We start from the raw sequence: 20,388 nt of genomic DNA, 5'->3' as shown, positions 1-20,388 counted from the left end.
GTCTTGTGAAGAACGCAGTTGCTAACACAGCTAATAGGTAAACATGGTGATTCAATTTTTTCTGGCCTTTTTTGGAAGCGTTTTGGTTTGTGCAATTGCCTTGGCGGTGGTCGTGAAGAACCTCTCTGAAGGCTTTGCTACCAGCGGAAAAAAGCCTTTTGTTTACGGTGCGTTGTCCGGCATTCTAACGTCCCTGGCCGGTTACCTGGCGGCTTACCTTTTGACCAACCCTTTTGAACTGTTCTGGTATTTGGGTGGCATTTTTTTGTTGTTCGGTATTGTGCACCTGCTCTTTGTTCACAAGCGTTATTTTGGCGGACAGAAATACGATCAAAACAAAGTACTGGTTGCCGAAATAGTGTTTGGCTTGTCGGTTGTCTTCTTTGCCATTGTCGTGTTTTCATCACTGCAATATTTTTTAAAAAAAGACAGGGACTTTCTCTTCTATCCGGTTTTGTTAAGCTCCCTGCTGTTCTTCGTACCGCTGCTTTTTTCCCATTCGTTTCAAGCGGCCTTTGACATACCCGCAACCACCTTTCCTACCTGGCACTATCCGTTGAACAACCCGATAGAACTGCCCGATCCTGAAGACATGCCGAACGAACGGATTCTTGTTATCGGTTTTGAGATTGCAAAAAAGACAGCGGAGGGCCGTAAAACTTATTTCCGCGCCAAAGGCCCTGAAAGCATGAAGCTGGGGGAGTTTTTTTACCACTTCATGAACGAATACAACGAGAGTTACAGCGAAACGCCGATTGAATACGCCGACCGTACTTTAAAGCCTCACGAATGGTGGTTTAGCCAAAAGACAAAATGGTTTGGAGGCCAACGGATTTACAATCCGGAAATCTCCATTCGCGAAAACGGTATCAAAGAAAATACGGTTATTGTTTGCGAACGCATACCCCGTCCCGAACCCATTTCAAGCAAGATTCAACAACGCGTATGAGAGACAGGCTTCAACATTATTTCGTCAACTGGGTTGACGGCATGAAGATTAACAAAAGCCATTTTGTGGCGCAGAATAACGCCATTAGGGATGTTTTGCACGATGCCACGTCTCTTCACCTGACGCCCCACCGTTACGGCGTTCTGCCGCCATCCGTTGCGGGTGAGAATACGTTCAGCGTTCGTGTTTCGCTCGACAATCAAAATACTTTACGCGTGGTGGTAGAGGCTTGTCAGGCGGTAACGCCCGGTGGTGTGCGCATTTCGCTGCCGGCTTTCCAGTCGCCTGTTTTTACCGAAGCTGATGTGATGCCTGCCACCCTTCTTCCGTTTTCAGCGGCCAGCGGCGAACTGGATTGGTGGATCGTACTGATCGTTCACCCCTACGAAACCAAAGCCGCCGGCGCACCGGACCTATCGGAGAACCCGCCGCGTTTCCCCTTTGAGGTGCCTTCCTATACCATTGAGGTTGTTCCGCAAAGCCAGTACAAACAATTCACCTATTATCCGTATGCGCTCACGGTTGGAAAGTTGTTCGTGGCAAACAACGAAATCAACCTCGTCGACTTTTACATCCCGCCTTGTTATTCGGTCAATGCGCACCCCGAACTAATTGCGCTTCTCGGTGAATTCGATACGTTTCTTTCTTCGCTGGAAAGGCATTGCACGGTGATTGTGCAAAAGATATTCAAGAAGAGCCAGCAGAACGATGTTTCGGAGTTGGTGATGTTTCTCTGCGATCGGGTGATGTTGTATTTGGGCCAGGCCTTAACCGCTGCGCGATGGAACTTGTTGTACGAATCGCCAGCCGCTTTGTTTTTTACGATGGCGTCTCTTGCAAGGGTGTTGAAAAACACTGTTGACCTGCGCATTGGCGCGGGCAAAGATGAATTGATGGAATACCTGAGCGAATGGTGCGAACTAAAACAGGGCGAATTGGAAAGCATGTTGGCTAGCATTGCCGGCATGAACTACGATCACAACGATGTAAACAAAAACATTTCCGAAGCGGCTGTTTTTGTACGGGTGATTGCAAAATTGTTTGGCACCTTAAGCCGCCTCGAATTTATTGGGAAGCGCCGTTCGGGTGGCTTTGTGGTAAAAGAAGAAGCCTTTGCCGACGAACTGCCCAAGAAGACAAGCAAGCCACGATTCTTAGGATAGAAAAAGAAAGACCCATCCGCCCCTGACAACACCGTCCCTCTTTCACGTTTAAACTTACCTGTTTATGAAACCGCTCAACAGCGCCGAAAGAACCAATGCCTTTCTTCGTTTCCTGCTTCTGTTTTTAATCACCGTTGCGTTGATTGTTACCGTTATATTTTTTAGCATAGAAGTGCCGCGGAAAGAGAATGATCAGTTGCGCCAAAAAGTGCTGGCTATGCAAAAGGAAAAGGAGACTTCCGAATCGTTTGATGCAGCAGTAGTGGCGGTATCGAATGAGCTAAAGGAATTCGATGCTTCAAAGGAGCCGCCAGCAGCGAAGTATTATAAAATCAAAGTTGGCATTGATAAAATGAGTGACTTGCTCAAAGGCTTTTCTAACGCCGACAACCTGGCAAACAGTTTCATTGTTCAAAGCCTTGCGGATTTAAACGATGCAAAACTTAAGTTGAGTAATAAGTAGCCGAACGGGTCATTATTCTTTAAAAACTTTTTATGAATACAGCCAGTATCACCACCCGAACCATTACCGGCCTCGATTACCGGGTGTGGCTGTCGATACTGCTTACTTGGCTTGTTTGTTTGGGCTGGTACGGCTACAACAAAATGAAAGAGTGGGAGAGAATGGCCAAGCCCTGTGCCGATGCACGAATCATCGTTAACGGCAAGGATACGGAGGCGATTGCTGTTTGCTATCCTGACCGAATTGCAACCTTCCGTTTGCAGGGTATAGGAGCCGCAAGAGCCGATTGGAATTTTGGCGATGGTACCACTGTGAGCAAAGAAGCGATTGCACAACATCAATACACAGCCGTAGGCATATATACAGTGGTGGCTACGGTTAACGGCGGATGTGAATTTCGAAGAGCGGTAACAGTTACGACGCCGCTTGCAAAAACCCCCGACAAGGGTATCATTGAAATCATTCCTGATTCAATTGCCCCAAAAGCTGGAAATACAGTTAGGTTCTACGCCGTTTGCGACATCGTTCCCAGATCGTACGAATGGAAGCTGATAGGTACAAACGAAGTCCGGTATGATTCAACCGCGGCTTTTCAATTCTTGACGGCAGGAAAGTATACTGTTCAATTGGTTGTTAACAATAATCCGGCAATGGCGAAAACCAAAACTATAGACGTTGCAGAACCGCCTCAGGCGCCACTTGTCAACAGTCCGCTCAGCAGCGGTACAGGCGGAAATCCGCCTGTGCCTGGACCATTGTTTCCAAATGATCCTTCAAACGGCGGACAAAAATCGCCCGCACAAAATACGGGGGCGAGCAACGGTGGAGGCACTACAGGTGAACCGCCGAAAACGGAGCAGGCCAAGCCAAAGGCAACCGTCATTGATCCGGATGGTTTCAAAAGTCTTTTGCAGGAAGTGCTGGAGGGCAATAAAGAAGTCAGCGACTTGTACCCGTTTCTCGACTATATGGGCAGCACAAAAGTGGTGGTGAACGGCAAAGATGAAATGAAGATCACCGATTTCGTTAGAGAGAAGAGAAAGAAAAAAATTGAAGCACTGGACTTTCAAAAAGACGATAAAAATGGCATTCAAAAAATTAAAGTGAAGTTGAAGCGGGGTGGGATTTTAGGATTCCTTAAATAGTAATAAAAGCAAAATCGAAGCACCAACGCCAGCAGGCTGAAAAACACAGACCATGAAACCAATTTATTACGTACAATGTTTGCTGCTTGTGACGACGCTGTTAACGAACACACGGGCAAAGTCACAAAACATCATCAACGATACTGTTGTTTTAAGTACGAATGCGCAAGTGTCGTTTCTTTTCCCCTCGCTGATAGATAAAACGACGATGTCAAATCCCAACGGCTCGTACGAAGCCATAGTTACAAAAAAAAACCTCCTTTTGAAGGCCCAGAGAAAAGAAGCGAACCCGCAAGTATTAACGGTTAATGAAGGTTCAAATACACACACGTTTGTAATGGTTTATAATGAGAACGTTCCTGCGTTGAAACGCGATTGGTCAAACAAAAAGAAACTGGCATCCTACGTAAAAGATAAAAAAGCCAGAGCAGATGCCCGCCTTGCAGAAGCCGATGCACTGCTGGAAAAAGGCCAATACGATGCGGCTTTGGCTTTATACAGCCGCTTGCAATATGACGTGGAAGAAGCCGAACGCCAACCCATTGAAACAAAGATTGCTCAATGCGAGCAGATGTCATTTGCCGGCAAACAAAAAAAATACAGCGATGCCATGACGCGGGCGGCCAGCCTTGAAAAAGCAAAAAAATACCGCGAAGCCGATTCAACTTATGACGTGGCTTTGGGTGCGAAAAATGACGATCCTGAAGCACTGAGGAAGCGTGCAGCCAATCGTACGGTGTGGTTTCAGGATTCAAAAGGCAAAGCTCTTGATGCCTTCGATGACAACAATTTCATTCTTGCCAAGAGCGGTTTTGCCGAAGCCCGCGAAATAGACAGCAAAACCTTTCAGCAGTGCTGCAAAGACAAATACGAAACCACGTTGCGGAAAGCTCCGGACCAGGTTTTCCGATTGCAAAGAACAAAAGGCAACGAGGCTTTCGACATACACGACTGGACTGTAGCCAAACAGGCATATGATTCCGCACTGGCCGTAAACAAGAACGATGACTATTGCAGCAAACGGCTAATCAAAATAAAAGAAGCAGTAGAAAAAGAACGCGACGACGAAAAAAAGGAAGCCCAATACTATGCTCTTTTGTCGAGCGCAAAAGGGTTTGCAGCGGCGAAAGAAATAGACGCGGCCGTTGCAAAGTATGACGCAGCCATGAAGCTTTTTCCGGACAGACGATTTGCAAAAGAAAAAAGAGAGGCATTGACGAAACTAAAAACCAACGCCTCCGCCAAACGGTAACAAAGCCTTTCTATGCGAAAGAAATTTTTTCTCTTTTGGCTCATTCTAAACTCACTTGCACTAACCGCCTGTGCCAGAGACATTACCTTTTGCGGGGAACGCATTCCCGTTGACAACGCCTTCGTCGCAAAGAAACTTATGGACGCCATTCGCAGCCAGCTTAAATACGTTGACTTGCCAGGTTTGCACCGCGATGCGCAACGCTATTTTCCGATGATTGAATACATTCTGAAGAAATGCAACATGCCCGACGACCTCAAATACATTCCTATTGTGGAAAGCGGTTTTCGGAACGCAACCTCACCTGCGGGGGCACAAGGTTTTTGGCAACTGATGAAAGGAACCGCGACGGATTTTGGCCTAAGGGTAGACAATGCTGTTGACGAACGAAACGATATTTACAAAGCCACTATCGTAGCGCTGCGCAAACTGGCTGGCGATTTCAAATTGCTTCGCAATCAGCAAAATATCGCTTCCTGGGTGCTGACGGCCGCTGCTTACAACTGGGGCATCGGGCGGGTAATTGGCAGAGTTGAAAGGGGTAGCACCAACTATTTTGCGATGCAATTAAATCCCGAAACCGCTGTTTACGTGTACAAGATTGTGGCTATTAAAGAGCTGTTTGAATACCCGGAGCTTTACCTCAAAAATTTCCAATACAACGTCTTCAGTCGCACAAAGCCTTTTGTCACCGCACCCAATCCAAACCTGAAAGACTTTGAGAATTTGAAACTGGGCGTAAACAAAGACGTAGCGCCGGACGATGAGGTGATTAAGAACACAGAGAAGCCTTCGGAATCGGACGTTGAAAAAGCACGAAAGGAAAAGGTGATGGCCGCTGCAAAATTGGTGGATGCGCAGATTGACGGCAAATACCCTGGCTTTAAAGACGGTGATTCCATTACCATAAAGTTGAACGATGACTTGCAAACCCTGAACGGCTTTCAGCGAAAAGGTACCCGCATCACCGGCAAAGGATGGATCATTGACGACCGTGTGTTTATTGATTTGGGCTTTAATTCAGACAACGTGATTTTATACGACGGTAACAGCGAGCAAGGCATTGCCTTAGACAACGTGAAGAACAAGGTCCAGGTGATTTTGCGTGTGCAGAACTGAACCAGGAAAAGTTTTGACAGAGACCATTGATAAATGTTGAATCCGTGCCAAAAAATGCATTGCATCACTTTCTAATCTAATCCAATTACCCTAACTTTTAAGTGAATTAAAACGAACATTCTTTACCGTTATGGAAAAAGCAGAAGCACTGGAGTTTATTGGTTTGAAGGAGCCGTTAACCGAAGAAACGGTTCTGGCCAAATGCACCGAGCGGTTTAATTATTATCACATGCTTTACGCAAACGCACCAAGCAAGGTCATCGAAAAAATTCAGCAGCAAAACCTGGAAAAGCTGAACCGCGTAAAGCACATTTTGCTGGAAGACATTGCCGCAAAAAAAGCTGCTTTCAACAAGCGGTTTTCAGAACCCGCCATCAATCACCAAACCCCACCAGCGCTTGCAGAAAAGAAACAAGTAGTGGCTTGGCTGATTGTACACACCGAAAACAAAAAGGCCGAAACCTTTCCCGTGTACGAAGGCATTAATTACATCGGCCGAAAGAACAAAGAAGACGGTGCAAACAGTATTGTTCTTGCAGACGATCCCTTTGTAAGCCGCACACACGCCTTCATCAAAGCCAAGCGAATCAACGGCGATTTGCAAGCCGCTTTGTACGATGGCGATGGCAGTAAACCCAGTGCGAACGGCGTGTTTTTAAACGGGAAAGAAACGCGCATTAACCAGCATTGCTCCCTGGCCGAAAATGACACAATGCAGATAGGAACAACAAAGCTTGTATTTAAAATAAAAAAAGAAGACAAGACCATTAGCGGCGAATTGGAAGACGTGCTGCGCACCGGTTTTATCCGCACCGTTGACGTCAAGAGAATCTGATATTGAGATGTTGAGATATTTCGTGTCGCAGGCAATAACCCAATAATCAATAACCCAATATCTGAATATCTCAATATCCCAATTTCCTCCGGCCCTTTGCGAACGACTAAAATAGTAGCAAATGGATTTTCAAACACGATACGAATTTGATCCGAAAAAGGACCTGTTGGGAAAGGGTGGCTTCTCAAAAGTGTACAAGGCTAACGACATTTTGTTGGAGCGTGTTGTGGCCTTGAAATTCTTTACAGCCAAAACCGCGGACAAGTATCAAATCCTGAACGAAATAAAAAAGGTCATCCGTTTCGAACATCCAAACCTGTGTAAATATTACGACGTTGCCCTGCTCAATTACAAAAACGTGCTGGATGAAACCGAGCAAATGGAAGTGGGCATCATGGAATATATTGATGCCGGCGATTTTAAATCATACATTAAGAAACACCCCGAATCCACCGACAAGCTTCTGATTGATGTGCTGAAAGGGCTGGCTTACCTGCACAAACACGGCATGGCGCATCGTGATCTGAAGCCACAAAACATTTTAATTAAGATGGTGGACGATGAGCCGGTAGGCAAGATCACCGACTTCGGCATCAGCAAGCTCATTGACTCCGGCGACGATGCTAACTCAAGTGCCTTGCTCGGCACCATAGAATACATGGCGCCCGAACAATTCAATCCCAAAAAATACGGCATCAACGGCCGCATCACCACCAATCTTGACCTGTGGAGCTTTGGATTGTTGGTGTACGAATCCATTTGCCGCCAGTCTTTGTTCGGTAGCCGCAGTTCGGGCATTAGCGCGGAGCAGGTGATGGCAAACATCTTAAGCGACATGCCGCTTGAAAAAGCCGAAAGCCTTCCGCAGAAATACCGCGAGATCGTGAGCCGTTGTCTTGTAAAAAACGCAGCCGAACGGGTGCAGAATGCGCTTGAGTTAATACCCTTGTTTCAGGAGGGTGGCCTTCCTTCGGGACCCATTCCGGTTTATTCCCAAACCGACTCGGGAAAAATTTCAATCACCGAAACGCAAGTGCTTACACCGCCTCTTCCCATTACTACCGATGTAACGGAAGTGCTGAACCTTGTAAACGAATCTCACGAGACAAAAGAAGAGCAACCGCCGGAACAATTAGCCGAAAGCCTGCGGGCTGAAGAAACGCAGATGCTGGATTTGCACGAACCAAAGGAAGAGGAACCACAAACGTTTGAAACAACAGAGGATTTTTCTTCAAACGAAACGCAGGTTTTGCAACCCGTTAGCAGCACCGAAGAAGTGACGCAAGTGCTTCCCCAGCCACTGCCCGTTGCAGAAGAATCGCGGATATTGATAGCTGAACCGGAAGTGGAAGTTGAACAGGCCACGCAAGTTCTCAACAAGAACACAATTAAGCCGCTGCCCAAAGAGGAAAACGGCTACGACCGTTTATGGACGAAAGCGTTAACGGAAAGCAAGCGGAGAAAAGAGGCGGAGAGAAGAAGGAGAAAGACCACCTTGCTCTTGCTCGCGGCCATTCTGTTGGTAGGTGCTTTTGTTGCCTTTGTTTTGTTGAAATCATCATCCGCTAACACAGTGGCAAAGAAGGAAGAGGTCAAGCCACCGAAACTGGTGCCCTCCTCAGCGTCTTTCTTTGCACCGCCTCAAACAGAACCGGTAGCCGGCGGAACGTTTATGATGGGCGATGAAAACGCGAAGGCCGGAAGCGCTACGGTTGCGCATCCTGTAAGTCTGAATCCCTTTGCCATGGGCAAATACGAAGTAACGGTAGATCAGTTCAGGCAGTTCATAAACGAAACCAAATACGTAACCACAGCGGAAAATAACGGCAAAAGCCAGGTATTCGTTAACGGCAAATGGCCTTACAAGCCACAAGTCAACTGGCGCTATGACGTTTATGGAAATTTATTGGATTCAAACACGAAGAACCTTCCGGTTGTGCACGTGAGTTGGTCGGACGCAACTGAATACTGCCGGTGGTTATCTAAAAAAACAGGAAACGCTTTCCGCCTTCCTACTGAAGCGGAATGGGAGTTTGCCGCAAGAGGCGGCGACAGTTCGAGCCGTTTTTTATACAGCGGCGGTAACAACGTTGACAGCGTGGCTTGGTACGATCAAAACGCCGGCAAAAATCTTCATCCCATCGGAACCAAGGCCGCCAATGCTCTCGGCCTATACGACATGAGCGGCAATGTGGCCGAATGGTGCAGCGATTGGTACGACAAAGAATACTACAAATCCAGCCCTAAGGAAAATCCGCAAGGGCCTGCAGAACCACTAAAGGATCAGAGAAAGGTTCTTCGTGGCGGTGCCTGGGGAATGCCGAAAAGTTTTGCTCGCTGCACCGATCATATAGGTTACAGTGAAGACCAAACCGGAGGCAACATTGGTTTCCGCGTTTGTAAAACAACAAACTAATTTTTAGCCCTTATAGTTTAAAACATGAAAAAGCAATTGATACTGTCGCTGTTTTTGTTTCTTGTGGGCTTTGAATGTTTTGCCCAAGTGCCGGTACGTGATGAGGACGGAGGATTGAAAAAAGGAAAAGCCCAAAAGAAAACTGTAATGTCCGTACCGGCGGCTGTGCTTTTATCGTTCAAAGCAGACCACGATTTTTATTTAACGGTGGACGATAAAAAGCGCGGCGATAAAATTATGGCGAACAAACTCGAAAGCATTAAGCTGCCCGTTGGCGTGCACAAGCTTTCTTTTGAAGAAGCCGACTCCACCGGCGAAACCCAGGAGCGTTATTTCCGCCTTACATCCGAGATGGCAAAACAGAAAGATTCGGTTTTCTCAATAAGTTTTAAAAACGATTTCCAGGCTATCATGAACGCTTATCCGTCCACGGCAATGACGACGGTAAGTCATACGGCTTCAAGCGATCAGGATGCACAACTAAAAGCCGTTGCAAAAGAGCTTTTCGACAGCATGGTTTTAATACAAGGCGGCAGCTTTACCACAACCGTTAAAAGCGGACAAAAAACGGCCACGCCGCAGGTTGTCACCGTGCGTTCGCTGTACGTGGGCAAATACGAAGTAACCCAACGGCAATGGCAGGCGGTTATGGGCATGAACAGCAATTCTCAAAAAAATTGCACCGACTGTCCGGTGGAAGGCGTAAGCTGGAATGAAGTAAATTCTTTCATCCAAAAGCTGAACAAAGCAAGCGGCAAAAAATTTCGTCTGCCGACAGAAATGGAGTGGGAATACACCGCAAAAAAATGCATCACCGAAGCAAAAGGCTGGTCATCCGAACCGGCGATTAATGATCAAATATTTAAAACTGCCGCCGGTTCATCGGCTTGGTTTGAGCAAAGAACTGCACACAAGGTTGGCGAAAAACAACCGCTTGCCGGCCTGTATGATTTATTGGGCAATGTAGCTGAATGGTGCGCCGATGGCGGTGATAAAAAAGTTTTCAAAGGCGGTTCGTACAAAAGCAAAGAAGAAGAATTGCGCATCGCAGCACGCAGCACAGCCCGTCCCGATGATAAACCGAATGCTGTGGGTTTTCGATTGGTAACAGACACCGACTAACGCGATAAATTTTCCCCTTGATTTCAGCTACGGAAATATTTTGCCTGAACGAATTGGGTGGCCGCACCAACAACGAAGATTTTGTTTCGCCGCGGAAGGGAACCGCCTCGTTAAGCGACAAACTCTTTATTGTTTGCGATGGTGTGGGCGGCGAAAAAAAAGGCGAGGTGGCCAGCCAAATTGCCTGCCTTTCCATTCAGGAATACATCAAAAAGCAAGCACCGCTTAATGGCCGCGAGAAAGGCGTCATACAAAATGCCGTGTATCACGCAAACGAAAAATTGGCGGCCTACGTGCAAACCGATGCCGATGCAAAACGCATGAGCACAACGCTTGCACTGGTGCTTTTGGGCGAAGCTTCTGTAACGGCCGCATGGTGCGGCGACACACGGATTCACCACGTTCGCAACGGCGACATCCTTTGGAAGAGTAAAGATCACTCGCTGGTGAGTGAATTGGTAAGCCAGGGAGAGTTAACGGAAGAAGAAGCGCGGCGGCATCCGCAACGAAACATCATCACCCGAAGCCTGAACGCGTTAAACTATAACAACGTTGTTGACTATCACGAAATAAAGAATTTCGTAACGGGTGATTACCTCCTGCTCTGCACCGACGGCTTGCTGGAGCAAATCAACGACGGCTTGATTGGCGAGATACTGACGAATAAAAATGAAAAAGACAAAGCCAAATCCTTTCTCAGCTTTTGCGAAGGAGCAACAAGAGACAATTTTTCCATGTATCTCATTCGCGGGCAAGTTACGGAGCCATCCAAGCGCCGCAGGCCGGTGCCGTTCATCGTTTTGACAATCGTAGTTTGTCTTGTGCTGTTGTGGCTTGCCTTTTTCTTCTTCAGAAAATCTTAGCCGCAAGGGTTTGCACCACAATTCGGAGCTTCGAACTTTTTCAATTCATCTTTACCCGTTAACCGTTGGCGCAAAACAAGTGCAGATCATTTTCTAAACAAGCAAAATGCTCAACGAAAAAATCATTGCCTTAAAACAAGAACAGTTGCTTTTGCAAATAAAGCTTGACTGCTTAAATAGAAAATTGTATCTGAAAAATCTGTGCACAGCAGGCGGCTTGGCTGCGATAGCTGCCGGTGTCTGTCTTCTTTTTCGACAAGATGTTTTCAACGGAAAATTGTTGGCTTTTGCTTTTGTGCTACCCGGTATCTTTTTGTGTTTGACGGGCTTTTTAAAAGAAGCACAACGCTTTCCGAAAGGAGAAAGACGAAAACCAGGATTGACGAACTTGACGCAATCGTACTGGAAGAAGAACAAAGCAGTAAAGGCTTTGGATTGCCGCGCCGATACCGGCATCGTTTCAAATAAGAGAGAAAATAATATTAGAATAAAGAAAAGAAAAAGGAGGCCGCACACAGCGCCTCCTTTTTGTTATGCTTCGTTGTTGGAAAGCTTGCCTGTGGCATTTAAAAAGACTTGCCTTACGTTGGCCGGTTGGCCAATTTTAAACGCCGCTCTTCTGATTGCATACAAACGGCTTTTGTCAATGCGGGTAATGCAAACGCAGTCGCTTTGATTACCGCCCAAGACGTGATACGCCGCTTCGTCTTCGCCTACGTACATGCTTACGTGGCCTGCTTTCGCACCGGTGTTTGTTTTGCGAATGAAGGTGAGTACATCGCCCAGCATGGCGGTGGGCTGGCTTGTGCCGAAGGTGCTCCAGTTGAGTGCCCAGAGGGGATCTTTCGGTAAATCGTAGCCGGCGCGTTTGGCGCAAATGGCCATGAACAGGCCACACCAGGGAATTTCATCGGCCTTGTACACATCGGCCACAGAGCCGCCAATTTCTTTTGCCCAACCCGTGATGTCAGGATTGTTGTCGGGGCCTTTTGCTTCCAATTCACCAAAATGGCTCAGTGCTTCGAGCAGCATCTTTGGCCCGGGTTCTTTGGCAAGCCATTGATAAGCCTGTGGAATTTTGTTAACGGGAATAACAGGCGTCGCAGAGGTTTCAGGCATAAAATAAATTTTATATAGAGTTACAGAATTTATTTTATAACGACAAGAAAGTTTAGCCTTGTTCCGCACTCTTTGTAGCCAGCGCTTTCTTTACCTCTGGCGCTACTTTGGTTCCCAACAATTCGATGCTGCGCAAGGCCTGGCCGTGCGGCAGCGCACCAATGCTCATTTGCGCAAGAAAACGTGTGTGGCCAAACAATTCGTGCTCGTAGAGAATTTTATCAATCACTTGTTGCGGGCTGCCCACAAGCAAAGCGCCTTCTCGTTCGGTTGATGCATCAAACTGTCCGCGGCTCATGCCGGGCCAGCCGCGTTCTTTGCCAATGCGTGTCATCACTTCTGAATAAGGCGGATAAAATTCGTCACGGGCTTGTTGCGAAGTGTCGGCAATGTACGTATGTGAGTTAATGCCGAGTTGCAAACCGTTTGCGTTGTGCCCTGCTTTTGCATAAACGTCGCGGTAGAGTTTTGCGTACGGCGCAAAGCGTGCAGGCATGCCGCCAATAATGGCCAGCATCATGGGTAAACCGTATTGTGCCGCACGAACCACTGACTCCGGCGTGCCGCCAACGGCCACCCAAACCGGCAACTTGTTTTGAGAAGGCCGCGGGTACACGCCACGATCGTTGATGGTTTGCGTGTGCTTGCCTTGCCAGGTAATTTTTTCGCTTTCGTTTATCCGCACAAGCATTTCCAACTTCTCCGAAAAAAGTTCGTCGTAATCTTCCAGCTTGTAACCAAACAAGGGAAAGGATTCAATGAAGGAACCGCGGCCGGCCATGATTTCCGCACGGCCGTTAGACAAGAGATCAACGGTTGAAAATTGTTGAAACACACGAACGGGATCATCGGAACTCAACACCGTCACGCCGCTGGAAAGCTTGATGGCCTTTGTTCGTTCGGCTGCGGCAGCAAGAACAACAGCGGGTGAGGAGATTGCGTAATCGGAACGGTGATGTTCGCCCACGGCAAAAACATCAAGGCCCAATTCATCGGCAAGTTGTATCTCTTCCATCAGGTTGCGCAGACGTTGATGCGGCGTAACGGTTTCTTTTGTGATGGGATGCGTGCCAACATCGGCAAAGGTGCAGATTCCGATTTCCATGCGGTTGAATTTAAAATATGTTCCGTTAAAGCTTGTCGCTTTGCAAAGCTAAACGCATAGTAGCCGTTGTGCGCAACGTCCTCAATCCTCCTTCTCCTTAATTTTACTGCCTCAAACAAAACCTTATGCACACAGCGTGGAAAGACTATCAAAAACAAAACGAGCAACGATTTTTGGACGAGATGCTGGAGCTTTTGCGCATTCCTTCTGTTAGCGCCAAAAGCGAACACAAAGACGACATGCGCAAATGCGCCGAACTGGTGAAGCAACGTTTGCTTGATTCGGGTTGCGACAAAGCCGAAGTCATGGAAACGGCAGGGCATCCCGTTGTGTACGGCGAAAAAATTGTTGATGCATCGAAGCCCACGGTTTTGGTTTACGGCCACTACGACGTGCAGCCGGCTGACCCGCTGGAACTCTGGCACAGCGGGCCTTTTGAACCCGTTATCAAAGAAGGTAAAGTTTATGCACGCGGTAGCGCCGACGACAAAGGCCAGTTTTACATGCACGTAAAAGCGCTGGAAACAATGGTAAAAACCGGAGACCTTGATACCAACATTAAATTCTTAATTGAAGGCGAAGAAGAAGTAGGCTCGCCCAACCTTGGCAGCTTTGTTCGCGAACACAAAGACATGCTGAAAGCCGATGTGATTTTAATTAGTGACAGTTCGATGATCAGCATGGAAAATCCTTCACTTGATATCGGCGTTCGCGGCCTATCGTACATACAAGTTGAAGTCACCGGCGCCAACCGCGATCTGCACAGCGGTACCTACGGCGGGGCGGTGGCTAATCCTATCACGCTTCTTTGTAAAATGATTGCGGACATTCACGACGAAAACAATCACGTTACCATTCCGGGTTTTTATGATGACGTGGTGGAAGCAACAAAAGAAGAAAGAGAACTCATGGCCCGTGCACCGTTTGACGAAAAGGAATACAAAGACGAATTGGGCATAAAAGAAGTCTGGGGCGAAAAAGGCTTCACGACAAATGAAAGAACAGGCATTCGGCCAACCGTGGAAGCGAACGGCATTTGGGGCGGCTATACCGGCGAAGGCGCAAAGACCGTGTTGCCTTCAAAAGCGTATGCAAAAGTTTCCGCACGATTGGTGCCCAACCAATCATCAGATAAAATATCAAAGCTGTTGATTGATTATTTTGAACAGAACGCACCCGAAGGCGTAACGGTAAAAGCCGAATTGCATCACGGCGGCGAACCTTACATGACGCCGATTGACAGCAAGGGTTATCGGGCCGCAGCGAAAGCCATTCAAACAACCTTTGGCAAAGAGCCTGTTCCCGTTCGCGGTGGCGGTTCTATCCCCATTTGTTCAATTCTGGAAAAAGAACTGGGAACGAAGATCATCTTCATGGGCTTTGGGTTGGATAACGACAACCTGCATTCGCCCAACGAAAAATACAACCTCGAGAACTATTACAAAGGCATTGAAACCATTCCTTACTTCCACAAGTTTTTTGCAGTGGAGAGCTGAAATATAATGTAGAGACAGCATTTGTAGGGACACGCCGCGGCGTGTCCTTTTTACATTAAGCAAATGGCGTTGCTATTTCGTGAGATTGGGCTTGTAAGAATAAGACTGAACCGGGTTGGGAATCTGCGGCTTTGCCGGAACGAACGGAACTTTTATTTCGCCCTTGAAACCATTCGGCATCATAACCAAATCTTTCGTATTGGGAACGAGGCAAGGCATGTTATCTTGCCGCAAGCGGTAAACACCGGCTTTCTTGCTTTGCGGAAACGAAAGCACGTTAAGTACAATGCCTGAGTCGTTTAAAGGCTTGATAAAGTACTTATCCTTTTTAAATTCAACGGATGTTCCGGGTTGAATTTGTATCACTCGTGGCGACAAGTTTTGGGCTTGAGCGAAGGTTATGGCAAAGCAACAAATTAACAAAAGCAGCAAGGTTCTCATCGCAAAACTTTTCTCTAATTTAGAACAGAAACACAACCGATGACACACCAAAATGAAGAACGGTACGAGAAGCGACAATGTCTTTCAATTTTCTGTTTTCGCCACGATCTGCGTACTGTAGTCTTCACTTTGCTTTTGCTCGTCTTTTCATCAACTACACAAGCGCAATCCGTTAAAGACACCATCTACTACGACAACTACTGGCGCATTTGCGAAAAGCCCGTTGCCCGTTATTATCGTTTAGGTGAATTGCAGCTTGGACAGCGGTGGCATTTTGCGAACGATGTGAAAGACTTCTACATCGATGGAGGTTTGGAGATGAGCGGCCGTTATTCTTCAGACGGAAGCAAAAACGGTGCGTTCACGTTTTATCATCCCAACGGGAAAATAAAGAAGCAGGGCAGCTTTGTAAACGACACCATGAAAGGCACCTGGTCGTACTACGATGCGAAGGGTGAACTTTATTTTCAACTGGCTTGTCAAAACAATCAAACCTTCACGCCTTTGTTTATTAAAAATCCTGGAGGTGACACGTTGTTAAAAAACGGAACCGGGCAGTTTGCTTTTAAGCTGCTTGATTACCCCGATGTTTTTCCCGTTGCAAATGACTATATGGTTAAAGGACAGTGTGAGGGAGGTAAACGAATGGGTGCCTGGACCTATGATGCTTTTCTAGGCGACAACTGGCGAACGGTGGCAATTGAATTGTACGAAGACGGCACATTCCGTAGTGGCACGTTTGGCTACGTAGGAGGCGGCAATCAATTGCGACAACCGGCTTTTATCGTTGCGTTAAGCATAACCAAACTGTTGCAAACGGAAGCCTTCACACACGATCCGGTGTTTGGCGATTACGTTTCCGGTACACATGCCCCGCAATTAACGGCCTTTTTGCAACACGGCGATGTGCCGGTGTTTGCGTCGGGAGCAAAGAAGTTTGAAGCAAACGTGGCGGATTATCTTACCCTTTGCGCAACCGCTGTTGGCTACTTTAACTGGGCTGATTCCACCCTCTTTTGGCACGGCGGCTCTTTTCGGTCGGCCAAACTGAATAAAGATGCGTGGCTGGTTGGCTATTGCATCCAAACCGACGATCCCAAATTTCCGAAGCAATCGGATCTTTTTCCCGTTGAAAGATTAAAGGCCTACAATGCGCAAATCAGTTTTAATGTTTACGAAGACGGCACCACGTCCAACGTTGCGGTGAAAGGAAATTTTGAAAAAGAGATTCTCGTTCACATCGCCTATTACCTTTCCAGATTAACGGGGCTTTCGCCGCTTAAGGAAGGAGGTAAAGCCGTTGCCGCAAAGCAAAACCTCTACCTGTTTACCAAAGTAAATACGGCTACCTACCGCAAACATTCCTACATCGTTTACCGGTTGCTTTTCAGCGTGAAACCGCAGGAGCAAACAGATGACAAGTTTGAGGTTGCCGATTATGCAAAGGCAAAATTTGAAGCGGATGAAGAATGAGCACTTAATTGAAACACCATGCAAAAAGAGAAATTACGCCTCGATAAATACCTCTGGTCGATACGCTTGTTTAAAACAAGAACACTGGCCGCCACGGCTTGCGATACCGGCAAAGTAAAGCAAGCCGGAACATCGGTAAAAGCAGCAAAGAACGTAAGTATCGGGGACGAATACGAAGTAAAAACAGAAGCTAAAAAATGGGTGATTAAAGTAACGGGTTTGTTGCACAACCGCGTGGCGTATTCCGAAGCAATCAATTATTACATTGACCTTACACCGGCTGAAGAAATAGACCGCTTGCAATTCCAGGCGGCTTCGTTTCATACGGGTAAGCGGCCGAGTAAAATTGGAAGACCGACGAAGAAGCAGAGACGAGAGTTGGATGAGTTTCAGGGAGAGAGCGAAGCGGACTAACGCAGAAGGTGTTTATGAAGTTGTGGCGATTGAAAACTTTCGAATCGATTAACGACAAAAGTCGAACAACGTTTTGCAGTTGAATGCTCAATGTCCAGCCACAATTTTATAAACACGATGTTGTGTGCAGCGTTATTTTTTATGGTAAGTCCCGTCGAATACCGCTTCTCCTGTCAGCGTATTTTCGTCTTGAATCTTCAGCAAAATGTCTGAACCGCTTCCTTTGATTCGCACGTAGTTTTTGTCAATTACGTAACTTGATGCCACATTGCCGTTTGGCATTTTCATCACAACCGAACTGTTTCCCGCAAATTCAAACTCGGTTACCGTGCAGGTAAAATCCATATATGTTTCGTCAGAAGAACTGTGGTGAATCGTTGTGTCAGCTTTCTTTTTTGACTGGTCGCAAACATAAGTGCCGCTGAGGGAATTTGGTCCGCAACCTACCGCGAATAAACAAATGAGTAATGTCACATGTGAATAGAATTGTCGCATAAGTATTCAATAATAGTTTGCTTTAAAGATAAATTGCAGCCAACGTTAAAGTGTTTATGAAGTTGTGGAATTTGAAAAGCGTCAGTTTCAATTAACCGCAGAAGCAAAATAGTGATTTATAGTTGAATGGTTAGGGTTCAGCTACAATTTCATAAACATGTTGTTTGTGGCATGTGCTTCTTGTCGGTCAATAATGAGCCCAGATTATCTTTAACGGTGTTCCTACAATTTGCCGCAGTTCAATTAAATCTTTTTCTTTTATTTCATCTTGTGGGTCTGTAATTGTCATTGTAAATTTTGAAAAGCCTGCTGCTGAATGGTAAGTTAGGTCGTTTAACGATGTCTTTCTATGACAGCATGGAGTTACAAACTCTAAATTAGTAAAGTGCTTTTGATAAGCTTCATCCATTGCATTTTGCCACTTTTCTATTTCTATGTTTCGTCCGCACAAGTTGCAAGAAACGCTGTTAAAATTTTCTCCTTGGTCAATAAATTTAATCGTGTCCGTTGTTATAAAATCTATTTGTTTATCCTTATAAAGTTTAGTTAGGAAAAAGTTTGCGTTTTCCTGCTGTTTTTTGCCAGGCACATACGATGGATTTGTAGGAATAATTTTTAAAACAGTTGAAGACATCTTTATTTTTTGTTCCCGTTTGTTTTCTTCTGTCGATGAAGAATGGGTTGAACAACTGAACAATAAAATTAAAGCCAGAAAAGTGTAAATAAAGTTTCTTGTCATAGCATTGCCACCAACAGCTAATATACGCACCTTCTTGTTCAACTCTGACTTGATTCTCATGCGAAAATTGAACAAAGAATGCAAGGTTCAATAGCGAACAAAACGCACAAGAGTGCGACGCAACGAAAGCTTTATAGCAGCAATGCAGCTTGGTACAAAAAACGCTTTCGCTATTTTTCTGCGGACAACTGCGGCTTTTGATAGAAGCGACCAATCACCGGCAAACGGCTGAATTCTTTTCCTTCCACCAAGCCGATAAACCAAGTCCACACAAAAAGCAAGGCGGCTGCAAAGGCGCGGTTCACCCATTCGTTTAAATGCAGCAAAGCAAACAGCGAATACAACCCGTAAAGCACCAACACAATCAAGAGGTAAGCCACGAGTTTCTTCCACGCATACGGCACGCGGTAAACTTTTTGTCCCCACACAAACGAAACCACCATCATGCTGCCGTAACAAGAAAAGGTAGCCCAGGCACAAGCGTAATAACCAAACCGTGGAATGAACAATGCATTAATAACAAGCGTGATGGCCGCGCCGATCAGCGTTATCCACGCACCGGCAATGGTTCTGTTGGCGAGTTTGTACCAAATGGAAAGGTTATAGTAAATGCCAAGGAACATATTTGCCAACAAAAGTATCGGCACAACACCGAGCCCTTTCCAGTAAACCGGGTTGGTGATGAAATGTTTCCAGATGTCGAGAAAGAGCACCACCGCCAAAAACATAAAGCATACGGTAATGACAAAAAACTTCATCACCCTTGCGTAAATGCGTTGCGGCTCCTGTCCGCGTGAGGCGGAAAAAAAGAAAGGTTCAGCCGCCATGCGAAAGGCCTGCACCGACAGCGTAATGAGAATGGAAAGTTTGTAACAGGCGCTGTAGGTGGCCACTTGTATCAGGGCTGCTTTTTCCGTCGGTTCGCTCGACCACCATTTGAGCATAATACGGTCGAAGGTTTCGTTGATCATGCCCGCGAAGCCGGCAAGAATCAGCGGCGATGAATAGATGATGATCTCCCGCCAAAGCTTTGCGTTGAACCGCAGGCGGAAAGAAAAAAATTCTTTGGCCAATAACAAAATAGCGAACAGGGATGCCAGCAGGTTGGCCAGCAGAATGTAGCCTACGCTAAAGTTCCTGTTGTACAAAGCACCGATAAAACTGTTAGGATCTTTCTGTTGCAGCTTGGGACAAACCGACAAAAAGAAAACCGTGAACCCGATGTTGATCAGGATGCCCGCAATGCGAACCATGGCAAACTTGCGCGGACGGCCTTCGTGACGGAGTTTGGCAAAAGACAGCGTAGTTAACGCATCTGCCGCAATGATGAATGCTGTTAACGTAAGGTATTCCGGGTGATGTTCAACGCCGAGCAAGGTTGCCAGTTTCTGCCGGAACAACAACAATACGGACGTAAACAACACCGTGCTGCCGATCAGTGAAAGCATGGCCGTGCTGTACACATCTTTCTCGTGTTCTTTCGATTTGGAAAAACGGAAATAAGCGGTTTCCAGTCCGTAGGTAAAAATGATGTTCAGAAACGGAATGGCGGCGTAGATGATGCTCATCTCGCCGTAGGCGGTTTCCTTTAAAACATCCGGGTTGGTAAGGTAGGGTGTGAGTAGGTAACTGATAAAGCGGGCGGCAATGGATGAAACCCCGTACCACAACGTCTGCCCTGCCAGTTTTTTAATGCCGCTCAAGTAAGTTTTATTTAGGTTAAACAGGAATTTGGAACACGAATTACACGAATTTCAGGCAAACTGCATAATGCAAATT

At 46.5% G+C, this 20,388-nt stretch carries 19 protein-coding genes; 13 read left to right on the top strand and 6 right to left on the bottom strand.

The annotated features are described in order from the left end of the window. The first annotated feature begins 43 nt into the window (after nucleotides 1-43). From FSB75_RS13175 to FSB75_RS13130, 10 genes are all read left to right on the top strand, one after another. On the top strand, nucleotides 44-949 hold the full coding sequence (locus FSB75_RS13175; protein ID WP_172623144.1) for a TssN family type VI secretion system protein: 906 nt from the start codon (nucleotides 44-46) through the stop codon (nucleotides 947-949). After that, on the top strand, nucleotides 946-2,112 hold the full coding sequence (locus FSB75_RS13170) for a hypothetical protein (protein WP_146788287.1): 1,167 nt from the start codon (nucleotides 946-948) through the stop codon (nucleotides 2,110-2,112). Before FSB75_RS13175 ends, FSB75_RS13170 begins: the two co-directional genes overlap by 4 nt. Nucleotides 2,113-2,176: 64 nt before the next feature. Beyond that, nucleotides 2,177-2,575 carry a type VI secretion system TssO gene (gene tssO, locus FSB75_RS13165; RefSeq protein ID WP_146788284.1) on the top strand — a complete coding sequence of 133 codons (399 nt, stop codon included), beginning with the start codon at nucleotides 2,177-2,179 and terminating at the stop codon, nucleotides 2,573-2,575. A gap of 32 nt (nucleotides 2,576-2,607) precedes the next feature. After that, nucleotides 2,608-3,720, top strand: coding sequence for a PKD domain-containing protein (locus FSB75_RS13160; protein WP_146788281.1), 1,113 nt, complete (start codon nucleotides 2,608-2,610; stop codon nucleotides 3,718-3,720). A 52-nt stretch (nucleotides 3,721-3,772) separates the two neighbouring features. After that, nucleotides 3,773-4,972: a hypothetical protein gene (locus tag FSB75_RS13155; RefSeq protein WP_146788278.1), complete on the top strand. Its 1,200-nt coding sequence runs from the start codon at nucleotides 3,773-3,775 to the stop codon at nucleotides 4,970-4,972. 12 nt (nucleotides 4,973-4,984) lie between these two features. Then, nucleotides 4,985-6,091 (top strand): lytic transglycosylase domain-containing protein, encoded by a 1,107-nt coding sequence (locus tag FSB75_RS13150; RefSeq protein ID WP_146788274.1) that lies wholly within the window; start codon nucleotides 4,985-4,987, stop codon nucleotides 6,089-6,091. 130 nt (nucleotides 6,092-6,221) lie between these two features. Next, complete coding sequence (locus FSB75_RS13145) at nucleotides 6,222-6,926, top strand: FHA domain-containing protein (RefSeq protein WP_146788271.1); 705 nt, start codon at nucleotides 6,222-6,224, stop codon at nucleotides 6,924-6,926. Between the two features lie 121 nt (nucleotides 6,927-7,047). Further along, on the top strand, nucleotides 7,048-9,342 hold the full coding sequence (locus tag FSB75_RS13140; protein ID WP_146788268.1) for a bifunctional serine/threonine-protein kinase/formylglycine-generating enzyme family protein: 2,295 nt from the start codon (nucleotides 7,048-7,050) through the stop codon (nucleotides 9,340-9,342). 24 nt (nucleotides 9,343-9,366) lie between these two features. Further along, the gene (locus FSB75_RS13135) at nucleotides 9,367-10,464 is read left to right on the top strand and encodes a formylglycine-generating enzyme family protein (protein ID WP_146788265.1); all 1,098 of its coding nucleotides are present in this window, start codon (nucleotides 9,367-9,369) and stop codon (nucleotides 10,462-10,464) included. A 17-nt stretch (nucleotides 10,465-10,481) separates the two neighbouring features. Then, nucleotides 10,482-11,327, top strand: a complete 846-nt coding sequence (locus tag FSB75_RS13130; protein ID WP_172623143.1) for a PP2C family protein-serine/threonine phosphatase — start codon at nucleotides 10,482-10,484, stop codon at nucleotides 11,325-11,327. A gap of 531 nt (nucleotides 11,328-11,858) precedes the next feature. On the opposite strand, the gene FSB75_RS13125 is transcribed toward FSB75_RS13130, so the two are convergent. Both FSB75_RS13125 and FSB75_RS13120 read right to left on the bottom strand, forming a co-directional pair. Beyond that, on the bottom strand, nucleotides 11,859-12,446 hold the full coding sequence (locus FSB75_RS13125; protein WP_146788259.1) for a TIGR02594 family protein: 588 nt from the start codon (nucleotides 12,444-12,446) through the stop codon (nucleotides 11,859-11,861). A gap of 52 nt (nucleotides 12,447-12,498) precedes the next feature. Then, nucleotides 12,499-13,551: an LLM class flavin-dependent oxidoreductase gene (locus FSB75_RS13120; protein WP_146788256.1), complete on the bottom strand. Its 1,053-nt coding sequence runs from the start codon at nucleotides 13,549-13,551 to the stop codon at nucleotides 12,499-12,501. A 125-nt stretch (nucleotides 13,552-13,676) separates the two neighbouring features. Between FSB75_RS13120 and FSB75_RS13115 the strand changes: the two genes are divergently transcribed. Beyond that, the gene (locus FSB75_RS13115; RefSeq protein ID WP_146788253.1) at nucleotides 13,677-15,047 is read left to right on the top strand and encodes a dipeptidase; all 1,371 of its coding nucleotides are present in this window, start codon (nucleotides 13,677-13,679) and stop codon (nucleotides 15,045-15,047) included. Nucleotides 15,048-15,119: 72 nt separating this feature from the next. Here the strand turns inward: FSB75_RS13115 and FSB75_RS13110 are convergent, their stop codons facing one another. After that, nucleotides 15,120-15,413, bottom strand: a complete 294-nt coding sequence (locus FSB75_RS13110) for a hypothetical protein (protein ID WP_146788250.1) — start codon at nucleotides 15,411-15,413, stop codon at nucleotides 15,120-15,122. 114 nt (nucleotides 15,414-15,527) lie between these two features. Between FSB75_RS13110 and FSB75_RS13105 the strand changes: the two genes are divergently transcribed. Both FSB75_RS13105 and FSB75_RS13100 read left to right on the top strand, forming a co-directional pair. Continuing rightward, nucleotides 15,528-16,961, top strand: a complete 1,434-nt coding sequence (locus tag FSB75_RS13105) for a toxin-antitoxin system YwqK family antitoxin (protein ID WP_146788246.1) — start codon at nucleotides 15,528-15,530, stop codon at nucleotides 16,959-16,961. Between the two features lie 18 nt (nucleotides 16,962-16,979). Further along, nucleotides 16,980-17,375 (top strand): RNA-binding S4 domain-containing protein, encoded by a 396-nt coding sequence (locus FSB75_RS13100; RefSeq protein ID WP_146788244.1) that lies wholly within the window; start codon nucleotides 16,980-16,982, stop codon nucleotides 17,373-17,375. Between the two features lie 132 nt (nucleotides 17,376-17,507). Here FSB75_RS13100 and FSB75_RS13095 read toward each other — a convergent pair whose 3' ends face one another. From FSB75_RS13095 to FSB75_RS13085, 3 genes are all read right to left on the bottom strand, one after another. Continuing rightward, a complete protein-coding gene (locus FSB75_RS13095; RefSeq protein ID WP_172623142.1) occupies nucleotides 17,508-17,870 on the bottom strand; it encodes a hypothetical protein in 363 nt (120 codons plus the stop codon). A 187-nt stretch (nucleotides 17,871-18,057) separates the two neighbouring features. After that, complete coding sequence (locus tag FSB75_RS13090) at nucleotides 18,058-18,669, bottom strand: hypothetical protein (protein ID WP_146788238.1); 612 nt, start codon at nucleotides 18,667-18,669, stop codon at nucleotides 18,058-18,060. Between the two features lie 110 nt (nucleotides 18,670-18,779). Continuing rightward, nucleotides 18,780-20,312, bottom strand: coding sequence for a lipopolysaccharide biosynthesis protein (locus FSB75_RS13085; RefSeq protein WP_227990579.1), 1,533 nt, complete (start codon nucleotides 20,310-20,312; stop codon nucleotides 18,780-18,782). Between the last annotated feature and the right edge of the window lie 76 nt (nucleotides 20,313-20,388).

This window comes from Flavisolibacter ginsenosidimutans, from assembly GCF_007970805.1.
In the GTDB taxonomy this organism is placed as follows: Bacteria; Bacteroidota; Bacteroidia; order Chitinophagales; family Chitinophagaceae; genus Flavisolibacter; species Flavisolibacter ginsenosidimutans.
This window is presented reverse-complemented; position numbering and strand designations above follow the sequence as displayed.

What these genes read in the sequence shown, in the direction of transcription:
- FSB75_RS13135 (WP_146788265.1), top strand. Translation starts at nt 9,367, where the DNA reads ATGAAAAAGCAATTGATACTGTCGCTGTTTTTGTTTCTTGTGGGCTTT.
- FSB75_RS13150 (WP_146788274.1), top strand. Translation starts at nt 4,985, where the DNA reads ATGCGAAAGAAATTTTTTCTCTTTTGGCTCATTCTAAACTCACTTGCA.
- FSB75_RS13140 (WP_146788268.1), top strand. Translation starts at nt 7,048, where the DNA reads ATGGATTTTCAAACACGATACGAATTTGATCCGAAAAAGGACCTGTTG.
- FSB75_RS13145 (WP_146788271.1), top strand. Translation starts at nt 6,222, where the DNA reads ATGGAAAAAGCAGAAGCACTGGAGTTTATTGGTTTGAAGGAGCCGTTA.
- FSB75_RS13125 (WP_146788259.1), bottom strand. Translation starts at nt 12,446, where the DNA reads ATGCCTGAAACCTCTGCGACGCCTGTTATTCCCGTTAACAAAATTCCA.
- FSB75_RS13105 (WP_146788246.1), top strand. Translation starts at nt 15,528, where the DNA reads ATGACACACCAAAATGAAGAACGGTACGAGAAGCGACAATGTCTTTCA.
- FSB75_RS13175 (WP_172623144.1), top strand. Translation starts at nt 44, where the DNA reads ATGGTGATTCAATTTTTTCTGGCCTTTTTTGGAAGCGTTTTGGTTTGT.
- FSB75_RS13115 (WP_146788253.1), top strand. Translation starts at nt 13,677, where the DNA reads ATGCACACAGCGTGGAAAGACTATCAAAAACAAAACGAGCAACGATTT.
- FSB75_RS13120 (WP_146788256.1), bottom strand. Translation starts at nt 13,551, where the DNA reads ATGGAAATCGGAATCTGCACCTTTGCCGATGTTGGCACGCATCCCATC.
- FSB75_RS13170 (WP_146788287.1), top strand. Translation starts at nt 946, where the DNA reads ATGAGAGACAGGCTTCAACATTATTTCGTCAACTGGGTTGACGGCATG.
- tssO (WP_146788284.1), top strand. Translation starts at nt 2,177, where the DNA reads ATGAAACCGCTCAACAGCGCCGAAAGAACCAATGCCTTTCTTCGTTTC.
- FSB75_RS13160 (WP_146788281.1), top strand. Translation starts at nt 2,608, where the DNA reads ATGAATACAGCCAGTATCACCACCCGAACCATTACCGGCCTCGATTAC.
- FSB75_RS13100 (WP_146788244.1), top strand. Translation starts at nt 16,980, where the DNA reads ATGCAAAAAGAGAAATTACGCCTCGATAAATACCTCTGGTCGATACGC.
- FSB75_RS13095 (WP_172623142.1), bottom strand. Translation starts at nt 17,870, where the DNA reads ATGCGACAATTCTATTCACATGTGACATTACTCATTTGTTTATTCGCG.
- FSB75_RS13155 (WP_146788278.1), top strand. Translation starts at nt 3,773, where the DNA reads ATGAAACCAATTTATTACGTACAATGTTTGCTGCTTGTGACGACGCTG.
- FSB75_RS13090 (WP_146788238.1), bottom strand. Translation starts at nt 18,669, where the DNA reads ATGAGAATCAAGTCAGAGTTGAACAAGAAGGTGCGTATATTAGCTGTT.